Source organism: Streptomyces sp. NPDC014861 (assembly GCF_043081625.1).
In the GTDB taxonomy this organism is placed as follows: Bacteria; Actinomycetota; Actinomycetes; order Streptomycetales; family Streptomycetaceae; genus Streptomyces.
In genome coordinates this window covers 349,060-362,632 of the sequence record NZ_JBIBWV010000004.1, presented here as the reverse complement: position 1 = coordinate 362,632, position 13,573 = coordinate 349,060, and the positions used below count along the sequence as shown (strand labels likewise).

Below are 13,573 nucleotides of genomic sequence, written 5' to 3'. Positions count from 1 at the left end.
TGATCACCCATCAGGGCGATCCGTGGAGGAACCGCCTGCCCCTGACCGGCCGGCGGCTCTGAGGAAGAAGGAGCTCGCCTTCGTGGCGTCCCACCGTCGACCCAAGCAGCCGAGCCGCACCCGTGTGACCGTGCTCACCGCGACCGCGGCCGCCGCCGTCGCGTTCTCCGCCCAGACCGGAGCCCAGGCGGCCCCCAAGCCGAAGATCGACGAGGTCAAGGCGAAGGTCGACGACCTGTACCACGAGGCCGAGGAGGCCACCGAGCAGCACAGCCTGGCCGAGGAGCGCCGCGGCAAGCTGCAGAAGGAGATCGGCCAGATCCAGGACCGGGTGGCGCGTGGTCAGCAGGAGCTGAACACCCTCCGGGACCAGATCGGTTCGGTCGCCAGCGCCCAGTACCGCTCCGGCGGCATCGACCCGGCGCTCCAGCTCTTCCTCTCCTCGAACCCGGACGACTACCTGGAGAAGGCGTCCGCCATCGGCCGGGTCACCGACCAGCAGGCCGACGTCCTCGCCACCATCCAGGACAAGCAGCGCACCCTCGCCCAGCAGCGGGCCGAGGCCACCGCCAAGCTCGCCGACCTCGAAGAGGTCCGCAAGACGCTCGGCGAGAAGAAGCGCAAGGTCCAGGGCAAGCTCGCCGAGGCGCGCAAGCTGCTCGGCACCCTCACCGCCGAGGAGCGCGCCCGCATCCAGCAGCAGGAGCAGGAGAAGGCCGAGAAGGCCGAGCGCGCCAGCCGCGCCTCCAACGAGCGCCTCGACCTCGGCAACGAGGTCGCCGCCAGCGGACTGGGCGCCGCCGCCCTCGCCCACGCCGCCACCCAGGTCGGCAAGCCGTACCAGTCCGGCGCCGAGGGCCCGTACGCCTACGACTGCTCCGGCCTCACGCAGTGGGCCTACGGCAAGGCCGGCGCCCGGCTCTCCCGGGTCACCTACACCCAGCAGAACGACGGCACCAAGATCGGCCGCAGCCAGCTCCGGCCCGGCGACCTGGTCTTCTTCAACGGCCTGTCGCACGTCGGCCTCTACGCGGGCAACAACACGATCCTGCACGCCCCGAAGCCGGGCGCCTCGGTCCGCTACGAGTCGATGAACTACATGGGCACGTTCCAGTTCGGCGTCCGCATCGGCGGCTGACCCGCCCGGCATGCCGCCCGAACGGGTGGTTCGCCGCACTCCGCGCTGACCTGACGCCCCGCCGGTGACCTCGTGATCTCCGGCGGGGCGTCATTTTGTGTGCCCGGTGCCTTCGTTGGACGCGACCGGGGGAGCGGCTACTGTCTGCGGCGCCAGTCCGCAACGAGCCGAACGGAAAGAGCGCGAGCCGTGGCCTCCCACCGCAGACCCGCCCGGGTCACCGTCCTGACCGCAGCCGCCGCGGCCACCGCGGCGGCCTCCCTCGGCGCCGTCCCCGCGAGCGCCGACCCGGGCGCCGGCACCGAGGCCACCCGCGCCAAGGTCGACCGGCTCTACGAGGAGGCCGAGCGCGCCGCCGAGGGGTACAACCAGGCGGACGAGAAGGCCGACGCCCTGCGCCGCAAGGTCGGCCAGGCCCAGGACAGCCTCGCCCGCGGCCAGGAGCGCATCAACCGGATGCGGGGCGCGCTCGGCGCGCTCGCCGGCGCCCAGTACCGCTCCGGCGGACTCGATCCGGCCCTGGTGCTGCTGCTCTCCTCCGACCCGGACAGCTACCTCGCCCGGGCCTCCGCCCTCGACCGGGCCACCGCCCGGCAGACCGCCGCCCTCACCGAGCTCCAGCGGGAGCGCCGCCGGCTCGACCAGGAGCGCTCCGAGGCCCGCACCGCCCTCGGCGAGCTGGAGCGCAGCCGCGCCGAGGTCGCCCGCCACAAGCGGTCCGTGGAGCGGAAGCTCGCCGAGGCCCGCCGGGTCCTCGCCTCCCTCACCGCCGCCGAACGCGCCGACTACGAGCGGGCCTCCCGCTCCGACGGGCGCTCCGCGGGCCCCGGCGAGGCGCTGCCGCCCGCCGCCGACCTCGGCCCGGCCGACTCGCGGGGCGCCGCCGCGGTGCTCGCCGCCCGCAGCGCCGTCGGCAAGCCGTACGTCTGGGGCGCGACCGGCCCCACCGGCTTCGACTGCTCGGGGCTCATGGTCTGGTCGTACCGGCAGGCCGGGATCAGCCTCCCGCGCACCTCCTCCGCGCAGCGGTACGCGGGCCGGCAGGTGCCGCTCTCCCAGGCGCAGCCCGGCGACCTCGTCACGTACCGCGGCGACGCCAGCCACGTCGGCATCTACGCCGGGAACGGGCAGGTCATCCACGCCCCCTACCCGGGCGCCCGGGTCCGCTACGACCCCGTGAACATGATGTCCCATGTGACGGTGACCCGGCTCTGAGGCCGCCCCCGCGGCTTCCGCGGGCTCCCGGAGGCGGGCGTCCGTCACTCTTCCGTACCATCTGAGGGATGGTGGAACAGGGGTGCGGCGGGCGACGGCCGGGCGGAGCGCTGCTCGCTCTGATCCTCGCCCTCGCCGTCCTCGTCGGCTGCTCCACCACCGCCCGGCCCGCCGACCCGGCCCTCCGCGAGGTCCAGGCCCTGCTCGACCGGCACGCCCGGGCGCTCCTCGACCGCGACGAACCGGCCTGGCTGGCCGCCGCCGACCCCGCCCACCGGTCCGCCGCGCGGACCGAGTTCCGCCGGCTCGCCGAGGTCCCGCTGGCCGGCTGGAGCTACCGCGTCACCGGCGTCGACCGCACCGGCGAGGGTCGGCTCACCGCCCGCGTCGCGCGCGGGCACCGGATCGAGGGCTTCGACCGCGGCCCTCTCGACGCCGGCCGGGTCATGGAGTTCGCCGAGCGGGACGGACGGTGGTACGTCACGGCCGAGCGGGCGGCCGACGGCGCGCCGGAGCGGCTCTGGGAGCAGGGCGAGGTGGCCTCGGTGCGCGGCGCCCGCTCGCTCGTCCTCGGCGTCGGCCAGGACAGGGACCGGCTGGCCGAGATCGCCCGCCTCGCCGACCGCGCGGTGCCCGCCGTCGACGAGGTGTGGGGCCCCGGGTGGGCCCGCCGGGTGCTGGTCCTCGTCCCCGCCTCCCTCGACGACATGGGCGGCCTGCTCGCGGTGGACGGCTCCCGGTACCGGGGGATAGCGGCCGTCACGACCGGGGAGACCGAGCGCACGGCGGCGTCGCCCGCGGACCGGGTGATCCTCAACCCCGAGGCGTACGGGGTGCTCGGCGCCTTCGGCCGGGAGGTGATCCTCACCCACGAGACCGTCCACGTCGCCACCCGCGCCCACACCTCGCCGTCCACCCCGGTCTGGCTCTCCGAGGGCTTCGCCGACTGGGCCGCCTACCGGGGCACCGACCGGACCCCCGCCGAGGTCGCCCCCGAACTCCGGCGGGCCGTGCGGGCGGGGGAGGCGCCCACCGCCCTCCCCGAGGACGAGGACTTCGCCTTCTCCGGCGACGCCGAGGCCTTGGCCCGGGCCTACGAGACCGGCTGGCTGGCCTGCGCGATGGTCGCCGACCGCTGGGGCGAGGACCGGCTGACCGCCTTCTACCGCGAGGTGGGCGCCCACCCGGGCCGGGACGGGGCGGTGGAGAGCGCCCTGCGGAAGGTGCTGGACACGACGCCGGAGGAGTTCACGGAGGCCTGGCGGGCATACCTGCGGGCGAAGCTCGCCTGAGGCTCCCCCCAGGACCACCGCGCCCGCCGGCCGTGTCCGCGGGGCCGGGCGCCGCACCGTGGGACGGCCGGCGCGCCGGACGGGCTCAGCCGGTGAGCACCTTCTCGCGCTCCGGCCGGCCCTCCGGGACGGGGATGACCGTCCCGGCCTCGGTGACCGTGTGCTTCCACAGGATCCGGCAGGCCATCAGCGTCGCCGCGATCAGCAGGCCGTTGCGCAGGAACAGCACGCCGATGCCCAGCCAGTCGCTCTGCGTCACGTGCGAGAACCAGACCGGGAACTCGAACTGGGTCACCGCCGTCGCCCACAGGATCAGATACGCGGGCGTCCGCATCCGGCTCGACCGGTAGACCAGGCAGACCGCGGCGAGACCGACCAGCCAGATCATGTACTGGGGGGAGATCACCCGGCTCGTCGAGGTGAAGAGCAGCACCGCGACGAAGGCCGCGTCCGCCACCGTCGACGAGGTGAAGCGGCGCGCCTTGAACCGCCACAGCAGCAGCCAGGCGAAGGCCGCCACGGTCAGCGCCATCGCGCCCTTCGAGACCCAGGAGACGTACGGGCCGAGGAACTCGATCGAGCCGTAGTTCATCCGCGCCTCGCCGTCCCAGCCGAAGTGCCGGGCCACGTGGAAGACCATCGCGCCCAGCGACTCGACCTCGGTGCCCCGCTCGCTCTGGAAGGAGAGGAAGGCGAGACCGCCCGGCATCCAGGCCATGCACAGCGCCAGCACGCCCGCCGCCGCCCCGGCCGCCACCGGCCAGGAGCGCCAGGTCGCCCGGCCCTTCGGGGTGCCCGCCAGGATCAGTGCCGGCCACACCTTCAGCACCGCGCCGAAACCGGCCATCGCGCCCAGCACCCGCGGGCTGCGGATCGCGGCGAGCAGACCCACCACGGCGACCGCGGTGACCATGATGTCGTAGCGGGCGTACGCGGTCGGCCCCATCAGCGGCACCGCCGCCAGCCAGAGCCACGCGCCCCGCATCGACCGGCCCGGCCGGCCGCCCGTGTACACGAGCAGCGCGAAGACCGCGGCGTCGCAGAGGAAGGCCAGCACGAAGAACGCGGCCGAGTAGTTCAGGAAGGGCAGCAGGGCGGGCGAGAGGATCGCGAGGGCCGCGGCCGGCGGGTACTGCCAGGTGACGTCGTCCTGCGGGTACGTGCCGGTCTTCAGGACCTCGTACCAGCTCTGGTAGATCTGTTCGACGTCACTGGTGACGTCCGGCCCCGGAACCACCACGATCTTGAAGACGCACACCAGGAGGATGATCCTGGTCAGTGCCCAGAGGCCGAGCGGAAGACGCAACTCCCGCAGCCGCGTACCCGTGCGCGGGCCGATCCCCACTGCGCCCGTCATTACCTGTCCTGTTCCTGTCCTGTCGGTCCGCTCGCGCGGAAGGGGGTGGTGCCGGGCGTAGGGTGCGATCGCGTGCCATCACGTACTGTCTGTCACGATGCACAAGACCCTGATCGTAACGAACGACTTCCCGCCGCGTCCCGGCGGAATCCAGGCGTTCCTGCACAACATGGCGTTGCGACTGGACCCCGACCGGCTCGTGGTCTACGCCTCCACCTGGAAGCGAGGCCGCGAAGGGGCGGAGGCCACCGCTCTGTTCGACGCGGAACAGCCTTTCACGGTTGTCCGAGACCGCACCACCATGCTGTTGCCTACGCCACGTGTGACCGCCCGGGCCACCGCGCTGCTGCGCGAGCACGGCTGTGAGTCGGTCTGGTTCGGGGCCGCGGCGCCGCTCGGACTGATGGCTCCCGCGCTGCGCAGGGCCGGTGCGAAGCGGCTGGTGGCGACCACCCACGGGCACGAGGCGGGCTGGGCCCAGCTGCCCGCCGCCCGGCAGCTGCTGCGGCGGATCGGCGAGGGCACGGACACGATCACGTACCTCGGCGAGTACACCCGCTCCCGGATCGCCTCCGCCCTCACCCCGGCCGCCGCGGGCCGCATGGTGCAGCTGCCGCCCGGCGTCGACGAGAAGACCTTCCACCCCGGCTCCGGCGGCGACGAGGTCCGGGCCCGCCTCGGCCTCACCGACCGGCCGGTCGTCGTCTGCGTCTCCCGGCTCGTCCCGCGCAAGGGGCAGGACACCCTGATCCGCGCCCTGCCCCGGATCCTCCGGCAGGTGCCCGACGCGGTCCTGCTGATCGTCGGCGGCGGCCCGTACGAGAAGGCCCTGCGCCGGCTCGCCGCGGAGACCGGTGTCGCCGGCTCCGTCCGCTTCACCGGCGCCGTCCCCTGGTCCGAGCTGCCCGCCCACTACGGCGCCGGCGACGTCTTCGCCATGCCCTGCCGCACCCGCCGCGGCGGTCTCGACGTCGAGGGGCTCGGCATCGTCTACCTGGAGGCGTCCGCGACCGGTCTCCCGGTCGTCGCCGGCGACTCCGGCGGCGCCCCCGACGCCGTCCTCGACGGCGAGACCGGCTGGGTCGTCCGGGGCGAGTCCGCCGAGGACACCGCCGACCGCGTCGCCACCCTCCTCCTCGACCCCGCGCTGCGCGCCCGCATGGGCGAGCGCGGCCGTGCCTGGGTCGAGGAGAAGTGGCGCTGGGACCTGCTGGCGGAACGGCTCAGGGAACTGCTGTAGCCATGGCGGAGAAGGAGCCGCCGGGGTGACGGCGGAGACGGAACCGCCAGAGGCACGGTGGAGACGGAACCGCCGCCCTCACGGCGGAGACGGAGCCGACGTGCTCATGACGGAGGGGCCCGGCGCACGCGCCGGGCCCCTCCGTCATGACCGCTCACTTGCTGTAGATCGCCTCGATCTCGTCGGCGAAGTCCTTCGCCACCACGTTCCGCTTCAGCTTCAGCGACGGGGTGATGTGGCCCGCCTCCTCGGTGAACTGGGAGGCCAGGACGCGGAACTTGCGGACCGACTCCGCCTTGGAGACCGCCGCGTTGCCGTCGTCGACCGCGCGCTGGACCTCGGCGAGCAGCGCCGGGTCGTCGCGGAGCGTGGCGGCGGTCAGACCGGCCGGCTTGCCGTGCTCGGCCGCCCAGCGGCCCAGGAACTCCTCGTCGAGGGTGACGAGCGCGCCGACGAAGGGGCGCCCGTCGCCGACCACCATGCACTCCGCCACCAGGGCGTGGGCGCGGATCCGGTCCTCGATGACCGCCGGGGCGACGTTCTTGCCGCCCGCCGTCACCAGGATCTCCTTCTTCCGGCCGGTGATCGCGAGGTAGCCGTCCTCGTCGAGGGTGCCGATGTCACCGGTGTGGAACCAGCCGTCCGCCAGCGCCTCGGCCGTCGCCGCCTCGTTGTTCCAGTACCCCGTGAAGATGTGCTCGCCGTGCAGCAGCACCTCGCCGTCGTCCGCGATCCGCACCACCGAGCCCGGCAGCGGCTGGCCGACCGTGCCGATCTTCGGGCGGTCCCACGGGTTGAAGGCGGTCGCCGCGCACGACTCCGTCAGGCCGTAGCCCTCCAGGACGGTGAAGCCGATGCCGCGGAAGAAGTGGCCGAGCCGCTCGCCCAGCGGGGCGCCGCCGGAGATCGCGTACTCGCCCCGGCCGCCGAGCACCGCCCGCAGCTTCGAGAAGACCAGCTTGTCGAAGAGCTTGTGCTTGAGCCGCAGCCCGAGCGACGGGCCCTGCGGCGTCGCGAGGGCGCGGCTGTACGCGATGGCCGTGTGCGCGGCCTTGTCGAAGATCTTGCCCTTGCCGTCGGCCTGCGCCTTGGCGCGCGCCGAGTTGTAGACCTTCTCGAAGACGCGCGGCACGCCCAGGATCAGCGTCGGACGGAAGGAGGCCAGCTCGTCCGTGAGGGTCTTGATGTCCGGGAGGCAGCCCAGCCGGATCGGGGCCATCACCGAGGCCACCTCGATCAGCCGGCCGAAGACGTGCGCCGCCGGGAGGAAGAGCAGCACCGAGGACTCGCCGGTGCGGAAGAGCGGCTTCAGGCGCTCCACCACGTTGCCGCACTCGGCGAAGAACGCCCGGTGGGTCAGCACGCAGCCCTTGGGGCGGCCCGTCGTGCCCGAGGTGTAGACGATGGTGGCGGGGTCGTCCGCGTTCGCCGCCGACATCCGGGCGTCCAGCGTCTCGTCCGAGACCTCCGCGCCGGAGGCCGTCAGCCGCTCGACCGCGCCGTCCTCGATCTGCCACACGTCCTTCAGCGCCGGAAGCCCGTCGCGTACGGACTCCACCGACGCCTGGTGCGCCGCGGACTCCACCACGGCCAGCGAGGCGCCGGAGTCGCCGAGGATCCACTGGATCTGTTCCGGCGAGCTGGTCTCGTACACCGGCACGGTCACCGCGCCCGCGCTCCAGATCGCGAAGTCCAGCAGCACCCACTCGTACCGGGTGCGGGAGAGCAGCGCGACCCGGTCGCCCACCCCGACGCCGGCCGCGATCAGGCCCTTGGCGGCCCCGCGGACCTCGGCCAGGAACTCCTCGGCGGTGACGTCCGTCCACACGCCGTCGACCTTGCGGCCCATCACGGCGACGTCTGGGTGCTGGGAGGCGTTGCGGCGGATGAGATCCGTCAGGTTGCCGTCCGAAGGGACCTCGTACAGGGCCGGAAGGCTGAACTCGCGCAAGACTGCTGCTCCTCATCGGGCTCCGGTGCCACGGCTCTGTGTGACGCACCGGTGCGGTCCATGATCGGGCAGGTGCTCGTGGGGGTGAGCACGACTGTGGACTGCCCGGACGTTACCCATCAGTACGTGGTTCCCGATAGGGGGTCCCGGCGAGATGTTCCGTGCGTCACACCCGTGTGACGGCCCTCCGCGCACAGTAATCCACAGCTTTCCCGACTCCCAAGTAACCGCAGGTCCGACCCCCTAAAGTGGGCTCATGCGAGTCCACGTGGTCAGCGACGTGCACGGCAACTCCGGCGCCCTCGCCCGGGCGGGGGACGGCGCCGACGCCCTCATATGCCTCGGCGACCTGGTCCTCTTCCTCGACTACGCCGACCACAGCCGGGGCATCTTCCCCGACCTCTTCGGCGTGGCCAACGCCGACCGGATCGTCGAGCTGCGCACCGCCCGCCGCTTCGACGAGGCCCGTGACCTGGGCCGCAGCCTCTGGGCCGGACTCGCCGTCGACCGCGAGACCGCCATCGAGGCCGCCGTCCGCCGCCAGTACGCCGAACTCTTCGCCGCCTTCCCCACCCCCACCTACGCCACCTACGGCAACGTCGACATCCCCACCCTCTGGCCCGAGTACGCCCGCCCCGGCACCACCGTCCTCGACGGACAGCGGATCGAGCTCGGCGGCCTGACCTTCGGCTTCGTCGGCGGCGGCCTGCGCACCCCGATGCGCACCCCGTACGAGATCCCGGACGAGGAGTACGCCGCCAAGGTCGAGGCCCTCGGCGAGGTCGACGTCCTCTGCTCCCACATCCCGCCCGAGGTCCCCGACCTGACCTACGACACCGTCGCCCGCCGCTTCGAGCGCGGCAGCCGCGCCCTCCTCGACGCCATCCACCGCACCCGCCCCCGCTGGTCCCTCTTCGGCCACGTCCACCAGCCGCTCGCCCGCCGGATGCGGATCGGCGCCACCGAATGCGTGAACGTCGGACACTTCGCGGCCGGCGGCCGCCCCTTCGTCCTGGAGTGGTGACGGGCGCCCGAGCCGGGCGCGATAGCCTTCCGTCGGCACGTGTGTGCCCTTCGTACGTCCGCCGGACCGCACAGTGGAGGAGCCACCGCGATGGCCGAACACACCAGCTCCAGCATCACCATCGAGGCGGCGCCGGCCGACGTCATGGGTGTGATCGCCGACTTCGCCCGCTACCCCGACTGGACCGGCGAGGTCACCCAGGCCGAGGTCCTGGAGACCGACGACGCCGGCCGCGCCGAGAAGGTCCGCCTCGTCCTCGACGCCGGCGCCATCAAGGACGACCACACCCTCGCCTACACCTGGACCGGCGCGAACGAGGTCAGCTGGACCCTGGTCAAGTCCCAGATGCTGCGCTCCCTCGACGGCTCCTACCGGCTCACCGCCCTGGAGGGCGACCGCACCCAGGTCACCTACCAGCTCACCGTGGACGTCAAGATCCCCATGCTCGGCATGATCAAGCGCAAGGCGGAGAAGGTCATCATCGACCGCGCCCTCGCCGGACTGAAGAAGCGCGTGGAGTCGAAGGCCTGAGCACCGGGCCGAGACCCCCGGCCGGGGGACCGGAGACCGGGGACCGGCCCCCGGCGGACCCGCGATAGCGTCACCCGCATGCGGATCATCCTCGTCACCGGAGCCGGCGGCGCCGGGCGCACCACGGTCGCCACCGCGACCGCCCTCGCCGAGGCCCACGCGGGCCGCCGCGTCCTGCTCGTCCCCGGCGACACGGATCCCGCGCGGACCGCGCCCGCCGAGGACGCCGCCCCCGACCTCGCCGGCCCCGGGTCCCTCACCGTCCTGCGACCCGACCCCGCCGGCGACTTCCGGCGTGAGTTCCTCGCCCTCCAGGCCCGCTCCGGGACCGTCCTCGACCTCCTCGGCGCCGCGCCCTTCGAGGACGCCGAACTCACCGAACTTCCCGGCAGCCGCCAGTTCGCCCTCCTCCGGGCCCTGCGCGAGGCCGCCACAGGCGACCACGACCTCGCCGTCGTCGACCTCCCCCCGCTCCGCGAGGCCCTCACCGTCCTCGCCCTCCCCGAGCAGCTCCGCCGCTACCTGCGCCGGCTGCTGCCGCCCGAACGGCAGGCCGCCCGCGCGCTGCGCCCGATGCTCGCCCAGCTCGCCGGCGTCCCCATGCCCGCCCAGTGGCTGTACGAGACCACCGCCCGCTGGGAGCGCGAGCTCGCCGCCGTCCAGGACGTCGTCGAAGCCCCCGGCACCACCGTCCGCCTCGTCCTCGAACCCGGCCCGGCGGCCGCCGCCACCCTCCGCGAGGCCCGCCTCGGCCTCGCGCTCCAGGGCCTCGCCCTCGACGCCGTCATCGCCAACCGGCTCCTCCCCGCCACCTCCGACGACCCCTGGCTGACCGCCCTCACCACCGAGCAGCACCGCCACCTGGAGACCCTCCGCGCCGACGCCGGCGACGTCCTGCACGAGCTGCCGCACCTCGGCCGCGCCCCCCGAGGACCCGAGGACCTCGCCCTGCTCGCCGCCGTGCGCCCCGGCCTCCCGCCCGTCCCCGCGCCCGCGCCCGCCGTCGAGGACCGGCGCGCACGGGACGGCGTGCTCGTCTGGCACCTCCCGCTGCCCGGCGCCGTCAAGCAGGAGCTCTCCCTCGTCCGCAGGGGCGACGAACTCCTCCTCGGCGCCGGACCCTTCCGCCGCATCCTGTCCCTCCCGCCCGCCCTGCGCCGCTGCACCGTCACCGGCGCCGGCCTCGTCGACGGCGACCTCGCCGTCCGCTTCGCCCCCGACCCCGGACTCTGGCCCAAGGACTCCTGACCGCTTCCCCCGGCGTGTACCGTCGAAGGAAGGGAAGCGACGGAGGAGTACGCCATGAACAGCGATCCGGACGCCTGGGCCGAGGCGTGCGCCGAGGACCTGGAGGCGGAGAAGGCCCGCCGCCGCGCGGAGCACGGCGCCGAGCCCGGCTCGCCCGCCGAGGAGTTCCGCAAGCTCTTCGAGGCCGTCGCCGACAAGCTCACCGGCGGACTCGGCGCCGCCGCCCCGCTGCTCGGCGGGCAGAACGCCGCCGAGGCGGCCGCCCAGGCCGCGGCGACCGTCAAGGGACTCGTCAACCAGGCGAAGGCCGCCGTCGAGCCGGTCATCGAGCGCAACCCGCAGGTCTTCGACCACCTCGCCGCCGCCGGCAGCGAACTCCTCGCCGCCTACCGCTCGGCCGTCGAGGGCCACGAGACCCGCTGGACCCGCGGCTCCGGCCTCGCCGAGGACGACCCCCGCCGCGCCGCCGACACCCCCCGCGAGCCCGAGGCCCGCGACGGGGACGACCGCGCGGACGGCGACGAAGGCCCCACCCCCGGCCGTCCCATCGACCTGGACTGATCAGACTGATCAGTACGGCCCCTCCCCTCGGGTACGGTGGGCCCTAGCGGGGCTCGACCGAAAACTGAGGGACACATGGGACTCACCATCGGCGTCGACATCGGCGGCACGAAGATCGCGGCCGGCGTGGTCGACGAGGAGGGCAACATCCTCGACACGCACACGGTGCCCACCCCGCCGACCCCCGAGGGCATCGTCGACGCCATCTGCGCGGCCGTCTCCGAGGCTGGCAAGGGCCACCAGATCGAGGCCGTCGGCATCGGCGCGGCCGGCTACGTCGACGACAAGCGGGCCACCGTCCTCTTCGCGCCGAACATCGACTGGCGGCACGAGCCGCTGAAGGACAAGGTCGAACAGCGCGTCGGGCTCCCCGTCGTCGTCGAGAACGACGCCAACGCCGCCGCCTGGGGCGAGTACCGCTTCGGTGCCGGCCAGGGCCACGAGGACGTCATCTGCATCACCCTCGGCACCGGCCTCGGCGGCGGCATCATCATCGGCAACAAGCTCCGCCGCGGACGCTTCGGCGTCGCCGCCGAGTTCGGCCACATCCGGGTCGTCCCCGACGGCCTGCTGTGCGGCTGCGGCAGCCAGGGCTGCTGGGAGCAGTACGCCTCCGGCCGCGCCCTCGTCCGCTACGCCCGCCAGCGCGCCAACGCCACCCCCGAGCGGGCCGAGGTCCTGCTCGGTCTCGGCGACGGCACCCCGGAGGGCATCCAGGGCAAGCACGTCAGCGAGGCCGCCCGCGCGGGCGACCCGGTCGCCGTCGACTCCTTCCGCGAGCTGGCCCGCTGGGCCGGCGCCGGACTCGCCGACCTGGCCTCGCTCTTCGACCCGTCGGCGTTCATCGTCGGCGGCGGCGTCTCGGACGAGGGAGACCTCGTCCTCGACCCGATCCGCAAGTCCTTCCGCCGCTGGCTGATCGGCGGCCAGTGGCGCCCGCACGCCCAGGTCCTCGCCGCCCAGCTCGGCAACAAGGCAGGACTGGTCGGCGCCGCGGACCTGGCCCGCCAGGGCTGACCCGCCCCGGCCCGCCGTTTCGGTCGATGCCCGCCGCGCCCTCTGGGGCGGGGCGGGCATCCGCCTTATGTTGGGCCCATGGCCCTCGACGCGACCGGCGCGCTGCCCGCCTCCCGTACCGAGCCGGACGGCTCGGCCGTGGTCCGGATCCTCAGCTACAACCTGCGCTCGATGCGCGACGACGAGGACGCCCTCGCCCGGGTGATCAGGGCCTGCGCCCCGGACGTCGTCCTCGCCCAGGAGGCCCCGCGCTTCTTCCGCTGGCGCAAGCACGCGGCCCGGCTCGCCGCCAAGAGCGAGCTCCTCGTCCTCTCCGGCGGGGCCACCGCCGCGGGGCCGCTGCTGCTCTGCTCGCTGCGCGCCACCGTCGAGCGCACCGAGGACGTCCTGCTGCCGCTCACCCCCGGCCTGCACCGGCGGGGCCTCGCCACCGCCGTCGTACGCTTCGGAGCGGTCCGGCTCGGGCTCGTCAGCTGCCATCTGAGCCTGCGCGAGGACGAGCGGTACGCCCAGGCCGGACTGGTCCTCGACCGGGTCGCCGCGCTGGGCACCCCGTACACGATCGTCGCCGGGGACCTCAACGAGCGGCCCGGCGGCCCGGCCTTCACCCGGCTCACCCGGAGCCTCCGCGACGGCTGGGAGGTCCGCCCGTGGGGCACCGAGCACACCCACCCGCCCACCGCCCCGCGGCAGCGGATCGACGTCGTCCTCGCGACGGACGGCGTCGAGTTCCTGGGCTGCGGCGTCCCCACCGGCCTCGACCCCGCCGACCTGACCGCCGCCACCGACCACCTCCCGGTCCTGGCGGCGGTCAGACTCCCGGCCCCGGTCTGACGGCGGCCCCGGCCCCCGGACGGTCCCGGCCGGGGTCGGGCTCCGGGCCCTGGACGACAGCGGCCCCGGCCCGCCTCCCGGCCCCGGCGGCGTGAGGCTCCGGGCGCGGCAGACGGGCCGGGGCCGGGCCCGCCGCCGGGGTCACCGCCGGGGCCGCCGCCGACG

12 protein-coding genes are annotated in these 13,573 nt (G+C 74.3%); 10 read left to right on the top strand and 2 right to left on the bottom strand.

Going from position 1 to position 13,573, the window contains the following annotated elements; genetic code table 11:
• Window positions 1–82 precede the first annotated feature (82 nt).
• The 3 genes from ACF1BN_RS11140 to ACF1BN_RS11130 all read left to right on the top strand — a co-directional run bounded on the left by ACF1BN_RS11140 (window position 83) and on the right by ACF1BN_RS11130 (window position 3,645).
• Complete coding sequence (locus ACF1BN_RS11140; RefSeq protein ID WP_392331304.1) at window positions 83–1,138, top strand: NlpC/P60 family protein; 1,056 nt, start codon at window positions 83–85, stop codon at window positions 1,136–1,138.
• A 189-nt stretch (window positions 1,139–1,327) separates the two neighbouring features.
• On the top strand, window positions 1,328–2,353 hold the full coding sequence (locus tag ACF1BN_RS11135; RefSeq protein ID WP_392331303.1) for an NlpC/P60 family protein: 1,026 nt from the start codon (window positions 1,328–1,330) through the stop codon (window positions 2,351–2,353).
• A gap of 68 nt (window positions 2,354–2,421) precedes the next feature.
• Window positions 2,422–3,645: a hypothetical protein gene (locus ACF1BN_RS11130; protein ID WP_392331302.1), complete on the top strand. Its 1,224-nt coding sequence runs from the start codon at window positions 2,422–2,424 to the stop codon at window positions 3,643–3,645.
• An 85-nt stretch (window positions 3,646–3,730) separates the two neighbouring features.
• Here ACF1BN_RS11130 and ACF1BN_RS11125 read toward each other — a convergent pair whose 3' ends face one another.
• Entirely contained in the window at window positions 3,731–5,002 is a 1,272-nt protein-coding gene (locus ACF1BN_RS11125; protein ID WP_392331301.1) for a glycosyltransferase 87 family protein, read from the bottom strand.
• A 97-nt stretch (window positions 5,003–5,099) separates the two neighbouring features.
• Between ACF1BN_RS11125 and ACF1BN_RS11120 the strand changes: the two genes are divergently transcribed.
• Window positions 5,100–6,242 (top strand): glycosyltransferase family 4 protein, encoded by a 1,143-nt coding sequence (locus tag ACF1BN_RS11120; protein WP_392331300.1) that lies wholly within the window; start codon window positions 5,100–5,102, stop codon window positions 6,240–6,242.
• Window positions 6,243–6,396: 154 nt separating this feature from the next.
• On the opposite strand, the gene ACF1BN_RS11115 is transcribed toward ACF1BN_RS11120, so the two are convergent.
• Entirely contained in the window at window positions 6,397–8,193 is a 1,797-nt protein-coding gene (locus ACF1BN_RS11115; RefSeq protein ID WP_392331299.1) for an AMP-dependent synthetase/ligase, read from the bottom strand.
• Between the two features lie 256 nt (window positions 8,194–8,449).
• Between ACF1BN_RS11115 and ACF1BN_RS11110 the strand changes: the two genes are divergently transcribed.
• The 6 genes from ACF1BN_RS11110 to ACF1BN_RS11085 all read left to right on the top strand — a co-directional run bounded on the left by ACF1BN_RS11110 (window position 8,450) and on the right by ACF1BN_RS11085 (window position 13,408).
• On the top strand, window positions 8,450–9,217 hold the full coding sequence (locus ACF1BN_RS11110; RefSeq protein ID WP_392331298.1) for a metallophosphoesterase: 768 nt from the start codon (window positions 8,450–8,452) through the stop codon (window positions 9,215–9,217).
• A gap of 90 nt (window positions 9,218–9,307) precedes the next feature.
• A complete protein-coding gene (locus tag ACF1BN_RS11105) occupies window positions 9,308–9,748 on the top strand; it encodes an SRPBCC family protein (RefSeq protein WP_392331297.1) in 441 nt (146 codons plus the stop codon).
• A gap of 78 nt (window positions 9,749–9,826) precedes the next feature.
• Window positions 9,827–10,996 (top strand): ArsA family ATPase, encoded by a 1,170-nt coding sequence (locus ACF1BN_RS11100; RefSeq protein WP_392331296.1) that lies wholly within the window; start codon window positions 9,827–9,829, stop codon window positions 10,994–10,996.
• A gap of 54 nt (window positions 10,997–11,050) precedes the next feature.
• Window positions 11,051–11,557, top strand: coding sequence for a DUF5304 domain-containing protein (locus ACF1BN_RS11095; RefSeq protein WP_392331295.1), 507 nt, complete (start codon window positions 11,051–11,053; stop codon window positions 11,555–11,557).
• A 75-nt stretch (window positions 11,558–11,632) separates the two neighbouring features.
• Window positions 11,633–12,574 (top strand): ROK family glucokinase, encoded by a 942-nt coding sequence (locus ACF1BN_RS11090; protein ID WP_389162215.1) that lies wholly within the window; start codon window positions 11,633–11,635, stop codon window positions 12,572–12,574.
• A 78-nt stretch (window positions 12,575–12,652) separates the two neighbouring features.
• Window positions 12,653–13,408 (top strand): endonuclease/exonuclease/phosphatase family protein, encoded by a 756-nt coding sequence (locus ACF1BN_RS11085; protein ID WP_392331294.1) that lies wholly within the window; start codon window positions 12,653–12,655, stop codon window positions 13,406–13,408.
• Window positions 13,409–13,573: the final 165 nt, after the last annotated feature.

Coding starts and splice junctions, on each gene's coding strand:
- ACF1BN_RS11105 (WP_392331297.1), top strand. CDS start 9,308: ATGGCCGAACACACCAGCTCCAGCATCACCATCGAGGCGGCGCCGGCC.
- ACF1BN_RS11125 (WP_392331301.1), bottom strand. CDS start 5,002: ATGACGGGCGCAGTGGGGATCGGCCCGCGCACGGGTACGCGGCTGCGG.
- ACF1BN_RS11100 (WP_392331296.1), top strand. CDS start 9,827: ATGCGGATCATCCTCGTCACCGGAGCCGGCGGCGCCGGGCGCACCACG.
- ACF1BN_RS11120 (WP_392331300.1), top strand. CDS start 5,100: ATGCACAAGACCCTGATCGTAACGAACGACTTCCCGCCGCGTCCCGGC.
- ACF1BN_RS11130 (WP_392331302.1), top strand. CDS start 2,422: ATGGTGGAACAGGGGTGCGGCGGGCGACGGCCGGGCGGAGCGCTGCTC.
- ACF1BN_RS11090 (WP_389162215.1), top strand. CDS start 11,633: ATGGGACTCACCATCGGCGTCGACATCGGCGGCACGAAGATCGCGGCC.
- ACF1BN_RS11095 (WP_392331295.1), top strand. CDS start 11,051: ATGAACAGCGATCCGGACGCCTGGGCCGAGGCGTGCGCCGAGGACCTG.
- ACF1BN_RS11085 (WP_392331294.1), top strand. CDS start 12,653: ATGGCCCTCGACGCGACCGGCGCGCTGCCCGCCTCCCGTACCGAGCCG.
- ACF1BN_RS11110 (WP_392331298.1), top strand. CDS start 8,450: ATGCGAGTCCACGTGGTCAGCGACGTGCACGGCAACTCCGGCGCCCTC.